General features: G+C 68.3%; 17 protein-coding genes. 9 read left to right on the top strand and 8 right to left on the bottom strand.

The window, feature by feature from the left end; genetic code table 11:
* Positions 1–110: 110 nt before the first annotated feature.
* The gene (locus AB0O34_RS07170) at positions 111–731 is read left to right on the top strand and encodes an L-threonylcarbamoyladenylate synthase (RefSeq protein ID WP_363913564.1); all 621 of its coding nucleotides are present in this window, start codon (positions 111–113) and stop codon (positions 729–731) included.
* 301 nt (positions 732–1,032) lie between these two features.
* Here AB0O34_RS07170 and AB0O34_RS07165 read toward each other — a convergent pair whose 3' ends face one another.
* Positions 1,033–2,172: an epoxide hydrolase family protein gene (locus AB0O34_RS07165; protein WP_363913562.1), complete on the bottom strand. Its 1,140-nt coding sequence runs from the start codon at positions 2,170–2,172 to the stop codon at positions 1,033–1,035.
* Here AB0O34_RS07165 and AB0O34_RS07160 point away from each other — a divergent pair.
* On the top strand, positions 2,116–3,099 hold the full coding sequence (locus AB0O34_RS07160; RefSeq protein WP_363913570.1) for a pyruvate kinase: 984 nt from the start codon (positions 2,116–2,118) through the stop codon (positions 3,097–3,099). The genes AB0O34_RS07165 and AB0O34_RS07160 overlap by 57 nt on opposite strands.
* A gap of 61 nt (positions 3,100–3,160) precedes the next feature.
* On the opposite strand, the gene AB0O34_RS07155 is transcribed toward AB0O34_RS07160, so the two are convergent.
* From AB0O34_RS07155 to AB0O34_RS07130, 6 genes are read right to left on the bottom strand one after another with little or no spacing between them, the layout of a single operon-like run.
* Positions 3,161–4,384, bottom strand: coding sequence for an ABC transporter permease (locus AB0O34_RS07155; RefSeq protein WP_363913560.1), 1,224 nt, complete (start codon positions 4,382–4,384; stop codon positions 3,161–3,163).
* A gap of 58 nt (positions 4,385–4,442) precedes the next feature.
* On the bottom strand, positions 4,443–5,126 hold the full coding sequence (locus tag AB0O34_RS07150) for an ABC transporter ATP-binding protein (protein ID WP_363913568.1): 684 nt from the start codon (positions 5,124–5,126) through the stop codon (positions 4,443–4,445).
* Positions 5,126–6,211: a peptidoglycan-binding protein gene (locus AB0O34_RS07145; RefSeq protein WP_363913558.1), complete on the bottom strand. Its 1,086-nt coding sequence runs from the start codon at positions 6,209–6,211 to the stop codon at positions 5,126–5,128. The genes AB0O34_RS07150 and AB0O34_RS07145 overlap by 1 nt, the downstream gene beginning before the upstream one ends.
* 23 nt (positions 6,212–6,234) lie before the next feature.
* On the bottom strand, positions 6,235–6,786 hold the full coding sequence (locus tag AB0O34_RS07140; protein ID WP_363913556.1) for a hypothetical protein: 552 nt from the start codon (positions 6,784–6,786) through the stop codon (positions 6,235–6,237).
* Positions 6,787–6,826: 40 nt separating this feature from the next.
* Complete coding sequence (locus AB0O34_RS07135; protein WP_363913554.1) at positions 6,827–8,380, bottom strand: ATP-binding protein; 1,554 nt, start codon at positions 8,378–8,380, stop codon at positions 6,827–6,829.
* Between the two features lie 38 nt (positions 8,381–8,418).
* A complete protein-coding gene (locus AB0O34_RS07130; RefSeq protein ID WP_363913552.1) occupies positions 8,419–9,114 on the bottom strand; it encodes a response regulator transcription factor in 696 nt (231 codons plus the stop codon).
* Between the two features lie 290 nt (positions 9,115–9,404).
* On the opposite strand from AB0O34_RS07130, the gene AB0O34_RS07125 reads away from it, so the two are divergent.
* Together AB0O34_RS07125 and AB0O34_RS07120 are read left to right on the top strand one after the other, a co-directional pair.
* On the top strand, positions 9,405–9,674 hold the full coding sequence (locus tag AB0O34_RS07125) for a hypothetical protein (RefSeq protein WP_363913550.1): 270 nt from the start codon (positions 9,405–9,407) through the stop codon (positions 9,672–9,674).
* Positions 9,667–10,287 carry a DUF6879 family protein gene (locus AB0O34_RS07120; protein WP_363913548.1) on the top strand — a complete coding sequence of 207 codons (621 nt, stop codon included), beginning with the start codon at positions 9,667–9,669 and terminating at the stop codon, positions 10,285–10,287. The genes AB0O34_RS07125 and AB0O34_RS07120 overlap by 8 nt, the downstream gene beginning before the upstream one ends.
* Before the next feature lie 238 nt (positions 10,288–10,525).
* Here AB0O34_RS07120 and AB0O34_RS07115 read toward each other — a convergent pair whose 3' ends face one another.
* The gene (locus AB0O34_RS07115; protein WP_363913546.1) at positions 10,526–10,984 is read right to left on the bottom strand and encodes an Lrp/AsnC family transcriptional regulator; all 459 of its coding nucleotides are present in this window, start codon (positions 10,982–10,984) and stop codon (positions 10,526–10,528) included.
* A gap of 65 nt (positions 10,985–11,049) precedes the next feature.
* Here AB0O34_RS07115 and AB0O34_RS07110 point away from each other — a divergent pair, with 65 nt between their 5' ends.
* The 5 genes from AB0O34_RS07110 to AB0O34_RS07090 all read left to right on the top strand — a co-directional run bounded on the left by AB0O34_RS07110 (position 11,050) and on the right by AB0O34_RS07090 (position 15,680).
* Positions 11,050–11,991 (top strand): SMP-30/gluconolactonase/LRE family protein, encoded by a 942-nt coding sequence (locus AB0O34_RS07110; protein ID WP_363913544.1) that lies wholly within the window; start codon positions 11,050–11,052, stop codon positions 11,989–11,991.
* A gap of 227 nt (positions 11,992–12,218) precedes the next feature.
* Positions 12,219–13,304 carry a Gfo/Idh/MocA family oxidoreductase gene (locus tag AB0O34_RS07105; RefSeq protein ID WP_363913542.1) on the top strand — a complete coding sequence of 362 codons (1,086 nt, stop codon included), beginning with the start codon at positions 12,219–12,221 and terminating at the stop codon, positions 13,302–13,304.
* 182 nt (positions 13,305–13,486) lie between these two features.
* Positions 13,487–14,083, top strand: a complete 597-nt coding sequence (locus AB0O34_RS07100; RefSeq protein WP_363913540.1) for a DUF6230 family protein — start codon at positions 13,487–13,489, stop codon at positions 14,081–14,083.
* A gap of 79 nt (positions 14,084–14,162) precedes the next feature.
* On the top strand, positions 14,163–14,603 hold the full coding sequence (locus tag AB0O34_RS07095) for a DUF6114 domain-containing protein (RefSeq protein ID WP_363913538.1): 441 nt from the start codon (positions 14,163–14,165) through the stop codon (positions 14,601–14,603).
* A gap of 87 nt (positions 14,604–14,690) precedes the next feature.
* Complete coding sequence (locus AB0O34_RS07090; RefSeq protein ID WP_363913536.1) at positions 14,691–15,680, top strand: DNA polymerase ligase N-terminal domain-containing protein; 990 nt, start codon at positions 14,691–14,693, stop codon at positions 15,678–15,680.
* Positions 15,681–15,710: the final 30 nt, after the last annotated feature.

Here is a 15,710-nt window from a genome sequence, read left to right as displayed (position 1 = left end):
GTCATGCCCAGACGCTACCGGTTCATAGGGGCAGCTTTCCGACCGGTGCTGCTGCGCAGCTAACCAGCACGAAGATCACGATCTACGGCTGGAGTACTAAGCTCCCATGCATGGCAAAGTACTTCGACGTGCATCCGGACAACCCGCAACCTCGGGTGCTCCGTCAGGTGGCAGACATCGTCCGCGCGGACGGGCTGATGGTGTACCCGACCGACTCGTGCTTCGCACTCGGGTGCCGGGTGGGCAACAAGGACGGCATCGACCGGATCAGGGAGATCCGCCAACTCGACAGTCACCACCACTTCACTCTGGTGTGCAAGGACTTCGCACAGCTCGGCCAGTTCGTCCACGTCAGCAACGCGCTGTTCCGCTCGATCAAGGCGGCGACTCCCGGCAGCTACACGTTCATCCTGCCGGCGACGAAGGAGGTGCCGCGCCGGTTGATGCACCCCAGAAAGCAGACCGTCGGCGTCCGGATCCCCGATCACGTCGTCGCGCAGGCGTTGCTGACCGAACTCGGCGAACCGTTGCTGTCCAGCACCCTGCTCCTTCCCGGCGAGACCGAGGCCATGACACAGGGCTGGGAGATCAAGGAAAGGCTCGACCACGTGGTGGACGCCGTGATCGACGCCGGTGAGTGCGGCGCCGTGCCCACGACGGTCATCGACTTCTCGCGGGACGAACCGGAGATCCTCCGCCGAGGTGCAGGGGACCCGTCCCGTTTCGAGTAAAACAATCGCCGTCATGAAGGCGCCGCCGCCACCCCACCCTCGGCGCGATCCCCGCGCCGCGAGCCCGACGCTAACGTCGGCGTTCCGTGGCGGAGGGCTTGGCATGTCCTCGACGTAGGACCCCGGCTCGTTCACCACCGTGTGCTGCGCGGCCGCCATCAGGGCGGGCGTCGCGGCCGTGCTCTGCCATTCGCCGACGTGGCCGTGGCCCCGTCCTCCCGGACGTGAGGTGGGCCGAGCACGGCGTCATCGATCACCGGCCCGAGTGGGTGCGATGCCTGAACGGGCCTTCCCGATGAGGTCAGTCGAGAGACTCGAAGAAGGCCCGTACGTCGCCCACGAGGAGTTCGGGCTGCTCCAGGGAGAGGAAGTTGCCGCCGCGCTCGAACTCGGTCCAGCGGGTGATGTTGAGGTCGCGTTCGGCGAAGCGGCGGATGGCGACGTCGGTGGGCAGCGCGACGGCGACGGCGGTGGGAACGGTGCCCCGCTCCTTAGGACCCCAGGCGGCGGGATCGTGCGCCATCTCGTAGTAGAGGTTCGCCGAGGATCCGGCGGTGCCGGTGAACCAGTAGACGCTGATGTTGGTGAGCAGGTGGTCAAGGCCGACGGCGTCCTCGGGCAGGTCCGCGGCGGTGTCGGTCCATTCCTTGAACTTCTCGGTAACCCAGGCCAGCTGCCCCACCGGCGAGTCGTGCAGGCCGTACGCGAGGGTCTGCGGCCGGGTCGACTGGATGGCGTTGAAGCCCATCATGTCGTCGCGGAAGTTCTGCAGTCGCGCCAGTCGTACCTGCTCGCCCTCCGTGAGGCCGGCGAAGTCAGCGGGGTCGTCGGAGGGGAAGGTGACCAGGCCGTTGAGGTGGATGCCGATGACACGGGCGGGTGCCTGGCGGCTCATCTCCGCGGCGATCCACGCGCCCCCGCCGCCGCCCTGGACCCCGTACCGGTCGTACCCGAGGCGGGCCATCAGCTCGACGAACGCGCTCGCGATCTTGCCGGTGTTCCAGCCGGGGCCGGCGAGCGGGCCGGAGAATCCGACGCCGGGCGTGGAGGTGACGATCACGTGGAAGTCCCGCGACAGCGGTTCGATGACCTCGGTGAACTGCGTGAACGAGCCCGGCCAGTCGTGCAGGAGCAGCAGCGGGGTGGCGTCGGCCCTGTCCGAGCGGACATGCGCGAAGTGGATGTCCTGCCCGTCGATCTCGGTGATGAACTGCGGGAATTCGTTCAGCCGGGCCTCGGCCTCCCGCCAGTCGTACTTGGTGGCCCAGTAGTCGGCCAGGCCCTTCAGGTAGTCCACGGGCACTCCCCGACTCCACCCTGTGCCGGGGACCTCACCGGTCCAGCGCGTACGGGTCAGCCGGTCCCGCAGGTCGTCGACCTCGGCCTGCCGGATGTCGATGCGGAACGGGCGGATCGCGCCGGCGGACGGGGTGAGGGTCATCGAAATCTCCCTTTCGAGGAGGTCAAGGCCACGCGGGCCGTACGAAGCGATGTCGGGAACGAACGCGCCGTCCCTGGGAACTCGTCCGGGACCGTCGATGCGGCCCGGCTCGGCGAGTTCACCGGCCGGCCGTCCATCCCCGTGGCACCGGGCAGTCGCTTCACGTTGGCATCCGGGGCAAGGTCCGATCCGGAGCGTGACGGGGTCTTGCCCGTACCGGACCAGCGCTTCTTCGGTCATTTGACGCTCGGGGACGTCATCACGGTGGGCGATGGCGGCGCGGAGCTGACAGTCGTCGACCTCGACGGCGCCTCGGCCATGGTCGAGGCGGTTTCCACCGGGGTGATCGACCAGGCGCGAGGACTGACGGTACGCGGACATGACTTCCGGCCAAGGGCGCTCACGACCAAGGACCGGTCTGATCTGCGGTTCGTCGCACAACACGAAGAGTTCGACGCCGTCGCCGTGTCCTTCGTCTCGTCCGCGCAGGATGTGATGGAGGCACGCGACCTCCTTGAGGGACGCGACATCACCCTGATCGCGAAGATAGAGACGGCGCTCGGAGTGGCCAACATCCGGGAGATCTGCACCGTGGCCGACATGGTGATGGCGGCACGCGGTGACCTGGCCCTGAGCATCCCATGGGTCGATCTGCCGGAAGCAGTGAAACGGATCGCGGAAGTCGCAGCGGGTGCCGGCATACCCTGGATACTCGCCACGCAGGTCGCGGAAGGACTGGAGCGGTTCTCCATCCCCACCCGGGCGGAGATCTGCGATCTGGCCCACTGGCTCGCCCAGGGATGCGCAGGTGTCCTCCTGTCCTACGAGACCGTATTCGGCAGGAACGCGGTCGGCGCGGTGAGTTCGGTCGACGAGCTCATCAGGCGCTGGAGCGCACCTCACGTCACTGGCACCGCTCTGGGCTGAACCATGTCCGGCGGGCCGCCGGGGTGGGCGGGCCGCCGGGCAAGCCGTACGGCCGCTCGCCTCAGGTGGTGGCGAGAGCCTCGGTCGGTGGCATGCGGGCCGCGCGGACCGCCGGATAGAAGCCGGCGATGCCCCCGATGATCAGTGTCGCGACCACGCCGCCGACCATCGCCCAGGCAGGGATGATCGACGGCCAGCCCTGGGAGGTGGCGTAGGCGATGGTCACGCCGATGCCCAGGACCACTCCCCCGATACCGCCCAGGGCCGACAGCAGTTGCGATTCGGCCAGGAACTGCAGCCGGATCTGCCCCCGGGTGGCGCCCAGGGAGCGGCGGAGGCCGATCTCGGCGCGCCGCTCCAGTACGGAGATGACCATGGTGTTGGCCACGCCGACCCCGCCGACCAGGAGCGCGACGCCGCCGAGGCCCAGCAGCAGCGCGTTGAGCGTCGCGTCGGTGGCCTGCTTGGCGGCGAGCACGTCGGAAGGACGGGAGACGTCGACCTCGTCGGGGTGCTCGGGGTTCGCGGAGGCGGCCAGCACGTTCCTGACCTCGACGACGTGCTCCTCCTCTGCCCGGGTGTAGACGGTCGTCGGGTAGCCGTCGAAGTCGAGCCGCTCCTCGGCCACCGGCCAGCCGACGAGGGCCGAGGTGTCGAGCTCGGGGGCCAGGGGCGCCGGGGCGAGCACGCCGACGACGGTGAACCACTGGCCGCCGAGCCAGACGCGCTGCTCGGGTCCCGCCTGGGCGACGCCGAGCCGGTCGGCCGTCCTCGATCCGAGGACCACCGCGGGGTAGCGGTGGGTGGCCTCGTTCAGCCAGGTGCCGCTGACGACCGTCGCCCCGACGTCCTTGAGCAGGTTGAGCCGGGCGGCCTGGACCGTGATGCTGCCGGACTGGCTCTCCGGTATGTGGTCGTTCCGGTAGACCTTGGCGCTGGTGGTTCCGGTGGCGGTCACCGAGGTCACCGGGCCGATCTGGCCGATCATGCTCTCCGCCTCGGCGGGCAGGTGCGATCCCTCACCGAACATGGTGTCGCCCGGTGAGACCGTGAGCAGGTTGGTGCCGAGCGCGGACAGCTGCCGGTTGAGGTCCTCCTGGCTGGAGGCGGAGATGCCGACCACGCCCAGCATCGCCGCGATGCCGATCGCGATACCGAGAGCCGAGAGGAACACCCGCAGCGGCCGTGACCTGAGCCCCGCCCCGCCGACCCTGAGCACGTCGCGGGGGCTGAGGCGGGAGGGCGTCAGCCGCGTGCCGCGCCGCTCTTCGGAGATCGTCACCATGTGGTCCCTCGCCTGGTCTGAGAGATGACGGGCGCCCACCTCACCTGAAATGGGACGGTCACCATGTCGACACCCGATCGGCCCGGGAGTCGTGGACGACGCGACCGTCCAGCATCTCGATCTGCCTGGGCAGGGCCGCGGCGATGTCCCGGTCGTGCGTGATGATCAGGACGGTGGTGCCGGCCTGGTGGAGGTCGCGTAGCAGGGTCATCACGGCGCCACCTGATTTGGAGTCGAGGTTGCCGGTGGGTTCGTCGGCGAGGAGCAGCTCGGGGTCGCCGACCACGGCGCGGGCGATGGCCACCCGCTGCCGTTCCCCGCCGGACAGCTCGTGCGGCCGGTGGTCGAGGCGGTGTCCGAGGCCGACCCTGTGCAGCACCTCCGTCGCCTTCCTTCGCCGCCGCCTGAGGGGGACGCCGGAGTAGAGCAACCCGTCGGCGACGTTGTCCAGCACCGGTACCCCGGCTGCCAGATGGAACTGCTGGAACACGAAGCCGATCGTGCTCGCGCGCAGGGCCGACAGCTCCCGGTCGGTGAGCGTCGCGACGTCATGGCCCGCGATGCGCACGGTGCCGCCCGATGGCCGGTCCAGGGTGCCGATCATGTTCAGCATCGTGGACTTGCCGGAGCCGGACGGGCCCACGATGCCGACCAGCTCGCCGTACCCGACCTCCATCGTGGCCCCGCGCAGGGCGGCCACCTCCCCGGCGTAGAGCTTGCTGACCTCGCTGAGTGAGACGATCACTTGGGCACCACCACGGTCGCACCCTCGTCGACCCCGGTGACCTCCACCTTGCCGTCGGCGAACATGCCCGTCTTCACCGCCGCGTAGCGGGTGGCCGGGCCCTCCACGACCTGCACGCCGTACCCGCCCTCGGCCAGCGCGAGCAACGCGTTGACCGGAACGACGAGCACGTTCTTACGCCGCGCCGAGACGATCGTGACGTTCACCGGGGCGGTGTCGTACGTGTTGAGCTTCTTGCCGGCGCGGATGGAGACGACCACCTCGATCGTGGTCGTCGTCTCGTCCTGGGTGGTGCTCTCGGTGGCCACCTTGCCGATGTCCTTGATGGTGCCCGGCACGGTGGAGCCGTCCGGCAGTTCCACGGTCGCCTTCATGCCCTTCTTGACCAGATGCCGGTCGGCGACATCCAGCGGGACGGTGACCTGACGGGTCGTACCGGTGTAGGTCAGCACGGGGCCGCCGGCGGTGGCGCCGAGTGTGGTCTTGAGCTCGGCGACCCGGAACGCGCCGTCGTGTACGACGACGGCGCCGGGTTCGACCCGGCCGGTGACCGGGACGCCGATGTCCTCCTGCCACTGCTTCACAGCTTCACGAGTGGTCCAGGTGAACTCGTCGTCCACGGTGAAGCCGTCGTAGCCGAGTTTGGCCAGGTTGGTCTCCAGCAGCTTGACGTCCTTGCCCTCGACCCCGTTCTCGAGGGTGCGGTAAAGGGGCGTGCTCCCGTACAGGAGCGGAACCCGGTCGGCGTCGACACTGTAGGCGGCCCGGCCCCGGGTGACGACGGCGCCGGCAGCCGGTAACCAGGTGATCGTGCCCTGACGGGAGGCGGCCGAGACGGTGGCGGTGTCGCCGTAGCCGAGGGTGCCGTCGACGGTCTTGGTCTCGGTCAGCGTGGTACGGGTGACCTGGGCCGTCGCCGGGGGCGTCCGCTGGGCGACGGGCGTGCCGGTTTCGCCTCCGACGCCGATCGCGGCCGCCACCGAGGCGGCGAGCACTCCTCCGCAAGCCACGGCCACCACGACCGCCTTGCCCCGCCTGCGCCGGCGCCGCGGGGGGGCCTCCGGTTCGTCCGTCGAGTTCACGGGCCGCTCCGTTCGCGTGTCGCTCACCCTCGGGATCCCATGGGCTTGGCGACCCCGCCGGGGCCGTCCAGCTTGTCGCCGCAGGCCTCCTGGGCCTTCTTGAACGTCGGGTCGTCCGGCTTGATCTTGCTGTTCGGACCGCCGATCCTGATGGCGCCGCCCTTGGAGAAGTCCGGGTCGGGCATGTCGACGCCGTGGTCCCGCATGCACTGGGTGAAGGCGCGAAACTTCTCCTGATCCTCCGGCGGTATCGTGCGGCCCTTCTCGCCCATCGGGCTCAGGCTGCGGCAGGCTTCCATGGCCTTGTCCATGGTGGCCCGGTCGGCGCCCTTGGGAATCCTGATGGCGATCCTGCCACCGGCGGCCTCCGGGTCGGTCATGTCGACGCCGTGGTCCCGCATGCACTGGGCGAACTTCCTGCCCTGCTCCGCGGGGTCGACCGAGGCGGCCGGGGTGGCGCCGTTGGGGGAGGCGGTCTTCGTGCCCTGCACCGAAGCCACCCCGCCGGACGTGGCCGACTGTCCGCATCCGGCGGCTAGCGCGAGGAACGCCACCGCCACAAGTGTTCTTCTCATGCCCGAATGCTGCCGAGCGCGGATCGGAGCGACCCCCGAGCTACCTCGGAGCAACCTCGGAATCTTCGAGCGGCAGCAGCACCCGGAAGACGGCGCCCTTTCCTTGGGAGGTCTCGAGCTCGACCCGTCCGCCGTGCGCCCTGACGATCCCGGCCACGATGGCGAGCCCGAGCCCTGCCCCGCCCTCGGCACGCGAGCGGCTCTGGCTGATCCGGTAGAGCCGTTCGAAGACGCGCGGGGCGTGATCCTCGGGGATTCCCGGGCCGGTGTCGCACACCTCCAGCACTCCCATGATCCGGTGCGCTCCCTCGCCGACCGCGGCGGCCGGTGAGACGGCGGCCTTGTCCACCCCCACCCGCACGGTGATCTTCGCGTCCGGTGGGGTGTGGACGAGCGCGTTGGTCACCAGGTTGGCCGCCACCTGCCGCAGCCGGGCCTCATCCCCCATCACCATGACCGGGCTCAACGCGGAGCCGAGCCCGGTGAGCCGTATCCGCCGCTCGGGGAGGCGGGCACGCGCGTCGCGCACCGTTTCCACGGCGATCTCCAGCAGGTCCACGGGATGGCTGTCGAGGGCACGTTCCTCGTCCAGGTGGGCCAGCACGAGCAGGTCGTTGACCAGCAGGCCCATGCGGGTGGCCTCGTCCTCGATCCTGCGCATGGTCTCGTCCATGGGCGGCCCCGGCGGGGTACCACCCCTGCGGTACAGCTCGGCGAAGCCCTGCACCGACGTCAGCGGAGTACGCAGCTCGTGGGAGGCGTCGGCGAGGAACCGTCGCATCCGCGCCTCCGACTCGATGCGCGCGGCGATCTCCGACTCCACCCGGTCGAGCATCACGTTCATCGCGACCCCGAGACGGCCCGGCTCCGTGTGCGGGGCGGTCTCCGGCACCCTGCGGCTGAAGTCACCCGCGCTGATCTGGGCGGCCGTCTCCTCCATCCTGGTCAGCGGGCGCATGCCGAGCCGTACCAGGGCGGCGGCGGCCACGCCGAGCAGGACCAGCACCACCGCCATGACCGCGGCGTCGATGGCCATGAGCCACCGCTGGGTCGCCTCGATCTCGGCCAGCGACGCCGTCATCACCACGGTCCCGCCGTCGGGGAGGTCCATCGCCTTCACCCGCCAGGACGGCCCGTCGGTGCCGGGCACCGTATACGGCTCGCCCTTCTGAATCTGGTCGTAGGGGCCGAGCTCCGGCCTGTTCGGGAGCGCCCCGGGAATCTCGCCGGCCAGCCTCCCATCCGGGGCGAAGACGTAGAACCTCCTGTCGCCGATCATCCGTTGGACGATCTGTTTCTCGGACACCAGGATCCGGATCGGCTTCTGGCCGGGCTGTGGGGACGCGGGGAGCGGCAGCCCCTTGGGCATCGCCATGACGCCGGCCACGGCCGGTGAGACGGTGGCGTCGAGCTGGTCGTCCAGCCGGTCGACCAGGTAGTTCCGCAGCAGGGTCAGACCCACCGCGTTGGCCAGCACCAGCGCGACCCCCGTCAGCGCCACCGCCGCCACCACCAGCCGTGCGCGCAGCGTCCAGTGTCCCGGCGGCCTCAACCGTCCTCCGAACAGCTTCACATCTCCCGTGACAGGCCTCACATCTCCTCCGGACGGCTTCGCATCTCCTGCGAACGGGCTCACGCGTCACCCTTTCGCGGCAGCTTGAGCGTGTAGCCGACCCCCCGCACGGTGTGGATCAGCGGGGGATCCCAGCGGTCGATCTTCTTGCGCAGGTAGTAGACGTAGGACTCGACGATGCTGGAGTCTCCGCCGAAGTCGTAGCGCCAGACGCTGTCGAGGATCTGCGTCTTGCTCACCACCCGGCCGGCGTTGGTGAGCAGGTAAGCCAGCAGGTTGAACTCGGTCGGCGACAGGTCCACCGGGACGCCGCCGCGCCGCACTTCGTGCGCGTCCGCGTCCAGCTCCACGTCGGCGTACCTGAGCAGGTGGTCCGTGGACGGCCCGGCCGCCCGGCTCCGGCGCAGGATGGCCTTGATCCGCAGGACCACCTCCTCCAGGCTGAACGGCTTGGTGACGTAGTCGTCCGCGCCGAGGCTCAGCCCCTGGACGCGGTCCTCCACCGTGTCCCGCGCCGTCAGGAACAGCACGGGCACCCCCTCGCCGAGCCGGCGCGCCACCTCGAAACCATCCAGATCGGGCAGCATCACGTCGAGAACCACGATGTCCGGCTCGAACACGGCCGCGGCCCTCAACGCGTCGGCCCCGCACTCCGCCGTCTTCACATCGAACGACACCAGGCGCAGGGTCTGCGACAGCAGAGCGAGGATGTTCGGCTCATCATCAACGACGAGAACCTTGTCAGGCCGGTCCATAACCCATACCTCTACCTGACCCACCTCAACGCCAGCTCAAAGCAGGCAGATCCACATGCGTCAATCATCATCCGGGTCGCACGGACAGAACGCTCGGCTCACACGTCAGCACACTCCGCCGCCGTATCAGTACCAGCCTGAGCAAGAAATCGGCGCGCCACACCACCGGAAGAAACTCAAAACACGGTTACGGCCTGCGATATATGACCGGTTATTCGACAATATTGACGCCCATTACAGCCCGTGTGACGCTATACCTGTAAGGTGCCAATAATGGGAAGGCGCGACGCATGAATACGCCCTGGGAAGCGGAGACGGGAACAGAATTCCTGCGTAGAATCGGCAAGTCGATGCGCGAGCTGGGAAGCACGGCCAACACCGATGGTTGCCCCGACATCTGGGAGATGGCGAACGGAGACATAGCCGTGGTCGGACGTGACGTCACAGCCAGCTATGCGGGCAGGCTTCCCAGCGACGTGACCATTCGCGCTGACGAGCGTCTCGTCATGATTCCACGGCACCTTCTCACCAGCGCGAAGCCGGATATCCCCGATGCTTGACCAGCTCGGCCGCCTTCCAGCGCAGGATCTCGATCTCGGCGCCTACAAGAGCGACTTCCAGGATAATTTCTGGAAAGCCGACATGACCTGGAAGCTGGAGAGGCAGATCACTTTCAAGGAGCCTTCCCTGCCCAGCTGGCTTGCGATGACCGAAGGTGACTGGGCGAAGTCCCTGAGTCTCGTCGAGGAGATGCGCGCCGACAGGATCGAGCATCAACGCGAGCTCGACCGCTGCGGCATCGTACAACGGCGAATCCGGTTCGTCTGCGAGCCACCGACTCCCTACCTCCAGTGGGAGCTGCACCTGCTCGCGATCTGGGCCGAGCTAGGTGAGCAGATAAGGATTCTCCCCTTGGAGGCCATCGCGCACCTGGAGACGCGAAGCGAGTTGCCGGAGGTCGTGGTGCTCGGCGATCGCACCAGGGACCCCGTCATGTACGACATCCAGTACGCAGACGGCGTTCTGGCGGGTGCGCGCAAGTTCACCGACCGCGATCTCATCGACACCTGCCGCCGCCAGATCAGCGACCACTGGCAACGCGGAGAAGACATCCGCCGATACTTCCCGAGGAAGATCGAATGCCTTCCCCCACCCACTCCACAGGGGGTATGAAAGGCGGCATGACCGCCCAGACTCAGCATCGCGCTGGCCGCGATCACTGTTTCCTTAGTACTGCAAGAAACCTCCCAGACACGAAAGGCCCGGAGGTTTCACGCGATTCTCGATGAGGAGTACGACAAGTCGATCGCGGCTACCCCCACGCTCGACCGTCCCTCGGAGATGCGCGCCACGCGAGTCGCCGCGCTCATGCGCAGGATCGCTGATCGGCTGGACGGGTAGACGCAGCCGTTCAAGTGGGATCGGCGATGGGGAGTGGGATGTGAACGTCGCGTTCGAAGAAGGTTTCCAGGACGACGATGGTCTGGGTTCTGGCCACGCCCTCGATGTCGAACACCCTGCGCAGGAGGCTCTGCAGCTCCTGGGTGCTGGAGGCGCGCACCTTGGCGAGCAGTGTGGCCGGGCCGGCGATCACGTGGGCCTCTTCGATCTCTGGGATGGCTTTGAGGGCCTCGGCGGTGTCGCCCATCCAGGTGTTGCCGTCGATCATGACGTACGCCAGCACGCCCCGGCCGGCGGCAACCGGGTCGACGTCCACGGTGGTGCGCCGGATGAGCCCGCGCTCGCGTAGCTTCCTGACCCGCTCGTGGGCGGCGCCGCTCGACAGGCCCACGGCGGCCCCGAGCGAGGCGTACGACTGGGTGGCATCCTTCTGCAGGAGACCGATCAACATCCTGTCGATGTCATCCATGACCGAATATTATCAGGGCTTATTGGGGTTTGACGTGATGTCATATGGTGAGCTTTGCTTACCATATGACAGAGACCATTCCCGCCGAGTTCGAGGCGCTGGACGACCGCTTCGCCGCGGTCGGCGGTGACAAGCGGGTCGAGCGGATCCACACGGGCTGCCGCTGGGCCGAGGGGCCCGTGTACGTGCCCGCGGGCCGATACCTGCTCTGGAGCGACATCCCCAACGACCGCATGCTCCGATGGGATGAGCTGACCGGTAACGTCGGCCCGTTCCGCGTTCCCGCCGGCTACACCAACGGCCACACTCTGGACGCCCAGGGCCGGCTCGTCTCCTGCGAGCACGGCGCCCGCCGGGTGACCCGAACCGAGCACGACGGCTCGATCACCACGGTCGCCGGCCGGTGGGAGGGCAAGCGGTTCAACAGCCCGAACGACGTGGTGGTGAAGTCGGACGGCTCGATCTGGTTCACCGACCCTTCGTACGGCATCACCAGCGACTACGAGGGGCACCGGGCCGAGAGCGAGATCGGCGGGGACCACGTCTACCGTGTGGACCCGGTCACCGGCGAGGTCCGCGTCGTGGCCGACGACTTCGTCCGGCCCAACGGGCTGGCCTTCTCCCTGGACGAGGCGCAGCTGTACGTCGTCGACACCAGGCGCAGGCACCTCAGGGTGTTCGACGTGCATGACGAAGGAACGCTGTCGGGCGGCAGGGTGCTGGCCGAGTGCACGGCGGGCTCCTTCGACGGCATCAGGCTCGACGACGCCGGCCGGATCTGGGCCGCCACGCACGAGGGCGTGCACTGCTTCGCCCCGGACGGCACGCTGATCGGCAGGCTGAAGCTCCCGGAGACGACGTCCAACCTGGTGTTCGGCGGCCTCAAGCGCAACTGGCTGTTCATGACCGCCTCGACCTCCGTCTACGCGATCATGCTCAACGTGCGCGGGGCCAGGCCTGTCTACAAGGGCGTCTCCACGGCGGAAGGCGGCCACCCTGGACGGTGACCCCCTTCATCGAGCGAGGGTCAGTTCTTGAGCGTGATCTGTTGCGTGAGATCGATTATGCTCCAGGCTCATTTCGGTAAAAGTCGCATGATGTAGTGAAATTTCGGCGCTTGTGCGGAGAGTCGGAGTATTGATCTCTGAGGGGAACCCGTGCAGTGTGTGGTGTGCCGTACAGGGAGACCACGGGGGCCCTCGCGGAGCGTCCCGCGTACGAGAAGGAAAGCATCTTGAGCTCAGAGTCAGCGGGTCGCTTCGGCCTGGTCGGCAGCGGGTGGCGTTCACAGTTCTTCCTGCGCCTGGCCAGGCAGCTGCCCGAGCGGCTGTCGGTGACGGGCGTGGTGACCAGATCGGCCGAGCGCGGAGCCGAGGTGGAGTCGCGATGGGGGGTGCCGACATTCCGCTCCGTCGGGGAGATGCTCGCCGCCGGACGTCCTGAGTTCGTCATCCCCTCGGTGCCGTGGCCGGTGACCCCGGAGGTGACCAAGGAGCTCGTCGAGCTCGGCGTCCCGACACTGGCCGAGACGCCGCCGGCGGCCGACCTGGACGGGCTGCGCGACCTGTGGTCCGCCGTCGGTGCCGGCGGCCTGGTGCAGGTGGCGGAGCAGTATCTGCACATGCCGGGTCACGCGGCGAGGCTGGCGCTGATCCGCGAGGGCGTCATCGGGCAGGTGACATCCGTGCAGGTCTCCTCCACGCACCTCTACCACGCGGTGTCGATGATCCGTCACATGCTCGGGGTCGGCTTCCAGGAGGCCACGGTGAACGCCAGGTCGTTCACCGCCCCGCTGGCCGACCCGCTGACCCCGGACGGCTGGACGGGTGACGCGTCGCCGAAGAAGGCGGCCACCACGATCGCCACCCTGGAGTTCGCCGGCGGGATGGGGCTGTACGACTTCACCGACAACCAGTGGTGGAACCCGCTGCGCACCCGGCGCATCGTCATCCGCGGCTCGCTGGGCGAGCTGGTGGACGACCGCGTCGTGCGCCTGGCCGACCCGGCCACCCCCGTGGAGTCACACCTCGCCCGGCGCCAGACCGGGATCGACCTGAACCTCGAAGGCTTCGAGCTCGATCACATCAGCTTCGACGGGCGCATCGTCTACCGCAACGAGTACAAGGGGGCGCGGTTCTCGGAGGACGACCTGGCCGTCGTCTCTCTGCTGTGCCAGATGACGGCCTGGGTCAGGGGCGAGGCGCCCGAGCCGTACCCCCTGGCCGACGGCTGCCAGGACCATCTGATCAGCCTGGCGATCGGCGAGTCGCTGCGCACGGCGACCGACGTGACCACCACCCGCGAGGCCTGGGCGCGCTGACCCGCCTGGCCCCTTCATGGAGCGCCGAGGCGTCATCGCCTGGTGCGCGCGAGGGCAACTTACCGTGATATCCGGCGTGTCCGGTTGAGGCCAGGTACGAAGATCATCATGCTCGGCGGGAAGCCGTGTGGTCGCTCACGGTGTGGTGACTCATCGGTCTGGCAGTCGGCATGAGGTGTGCCATGCGTGAACAGGGGCGGGTGCGCTGGAAGCGCTTCGCATTGGTCTTCATACCCGCGGCGGCAGTGGCGTCGGTGCTGGTCGGTGCCGTCGCCCAGGGTGCCATCGGCGCCTCGTTCGTGGTCGCCGGGGAAAAGATCAAGGTCTCCGCCGACCTGACCCGCGCGTGGGACGTCGCCGAGTTCCCCGGCGTGGTGGAGACGAAGGGAGGCAAGCAGATCCCCGTATATGTCACCACGAACAGGCATTCGGAGGTGTTCAATCTCTGCCAGAGCTACGTGGTCGAAACGCCCGTGGGCACGGTGACCTTCAAGGCCACCGGGGGCACGGGCAAGGACCCGGTGACGGCCGACAACCAGGTCATCTACGCGCGCATGCTGGCCGGCGACACTCACTACACCAACATCCAGATCGGGCGCGACGCCAGCACCGCGAGCACCGTACCGGAGATCACCGGTCAGCCCGGGGTCGTCAGCCAGGTGTCCTCCATGGTCGTCGTCAAGAACTCCCGGCAGATCATCCTGGCCACGAGTGCCGAGAGGCTCGGCGTCCCTGCATCCCTGCTGCGGGTGCTGCCCGGCGTGCAGGAGTGTTTCTAGCTTGAGGTGCGTCTAGTGCTCATGGTGCTCCCGGTCGCCGGGTGAGCGACCGGCCGTACATCCCGAGAGGGAGGAGATCGTGAAGTCCTGGCGGCGTTCTCGCCCGTTCTGGGGTGGTCTGCTCACCCTCCTGGCCGGGCTGGAGTTGCTCAGCATCCCCCTCGCCGTCAACGCGCTTCCCCTGGTCATCCACTCGGCCCAGGCGGGGCTGATCTACTTGATCTCCATAGCGATGATCATCCTGGGCGTGCTCATCTGGTCGCAACCGGCGCAGCGGATCTTCCTGGGCGTCATGGCCAGCCTCCTGTCCATAATGTCCATCCTGTACGCCAACATAGGCGGCTTCCTGCTCGGCATGATCCTGGGCCTGTTCGGTGGCGCCCTGTCGGCCGCGTGGACTCCCATCACGCCCGCGGCCGGCTCCGGCGCGGATCCACCTGCGCGTGAAAGCGGCGAAGAACCCCGTCCAGAGGTCGCCGAGAGCAGCCAGGCGCCCAGCGGCGAGACACGCAGCCTCTGACAGCGAGCTGGCGAGGCTCCAACCAGACGTGACACCCGACCCGTCTGCAGTGGGTGCGGTATGCCGGTGTGTGGGTAATAAACGGCAATGTCGGCCGACAAGCTGGACGTCTACCGGAGCAAGCGCGACGCCGCCCGCACGCCGGAGCCCGTGCCCGAGCCGGGGCCTCTCCCCACAGGCCAGGACGACACCTTCGTGATCCACGAACACCATGCCCGCCGCCTCCACTGGGACCTCCGTCTCGAACGCGAGGGCGTGCTGGCCTCCTGGGCGATCCCGAAGGGACTCCCCCTCGACCCCAAGACCAACCACCTGGCCGTGCACACCGAGGATCACCCCATCGAGTACGCCACGTTCGAGGGGGAGATCGCCAAGGGCGAGTACGGCGGGGGCCTGATGCTCGTCTGGGACCGGGGCACCTACGAGACCGAGAAGTGGACGGACCGCGAGGTCAAGATCGTGATACACGGGTCCCGGGCCTCCGGCCGCTACGTGCTGTTCCCGACCGACGGCAAGAACTGGATGATCCACCGGATGGACCCGCCGCCGGAACCCGGACTGCCGACCGCCGCGGACCTGCGTCCCATGCTGCCCGAGGACCGGAAGCGCCTCCCCCGCGACCAGGACGACTACGGCTTCGAGTTCGACCTCGGCGGCACGCGCGCCCTCGCCGGCATCGAGAACGGCCAGGTCAGCCTCTTCTCCGAGGACGGCACGCCTCTGGACCACCCCGACCTCGGCGGCCTGGGCAAGAACCTCCTCGGGCTTCCCACCATTCTCGACGGCCAGATCGTCGAGATGGAAGGCACCCCCATCTACATGATCTTCGACGTGCTCCGCCTCAACGGCGGAGTCCTGCTCGACCGGGTCTACAGGGACCGGCGCCGCACCCTCGACCACCTGGGCCTGCGCGGCCCGCACTGGCAGACGACTCCCTGGTTCCCGGGCGACGGCAAGCCCGTGCTCAAGGTGGCCAGGGAGCAAGGGTTTCCGGCCATCATCGCCAAACGCCTCGACGGCCCGTACGTCCCCGGCGCCCGCTCCCCGTACTGGCTGCGCGTTTCCACCGGCGAGTGACGCGCTCCGGAGCCCCGGCGGAACGGCGAG

Origin of the sequence: Sphaerisporangium sp. NPDC088356, from assembly GCF_040685555.1 — a bacterium.
GTDB lineage: Bacteria > Actinomycetota > Actinomycetes > Streptosporangiales > Streptosporangiaceae > Sphaerisporangium.
This window is presented reverse-complemented; position numbering and strand designations above follow the sequence as displayed.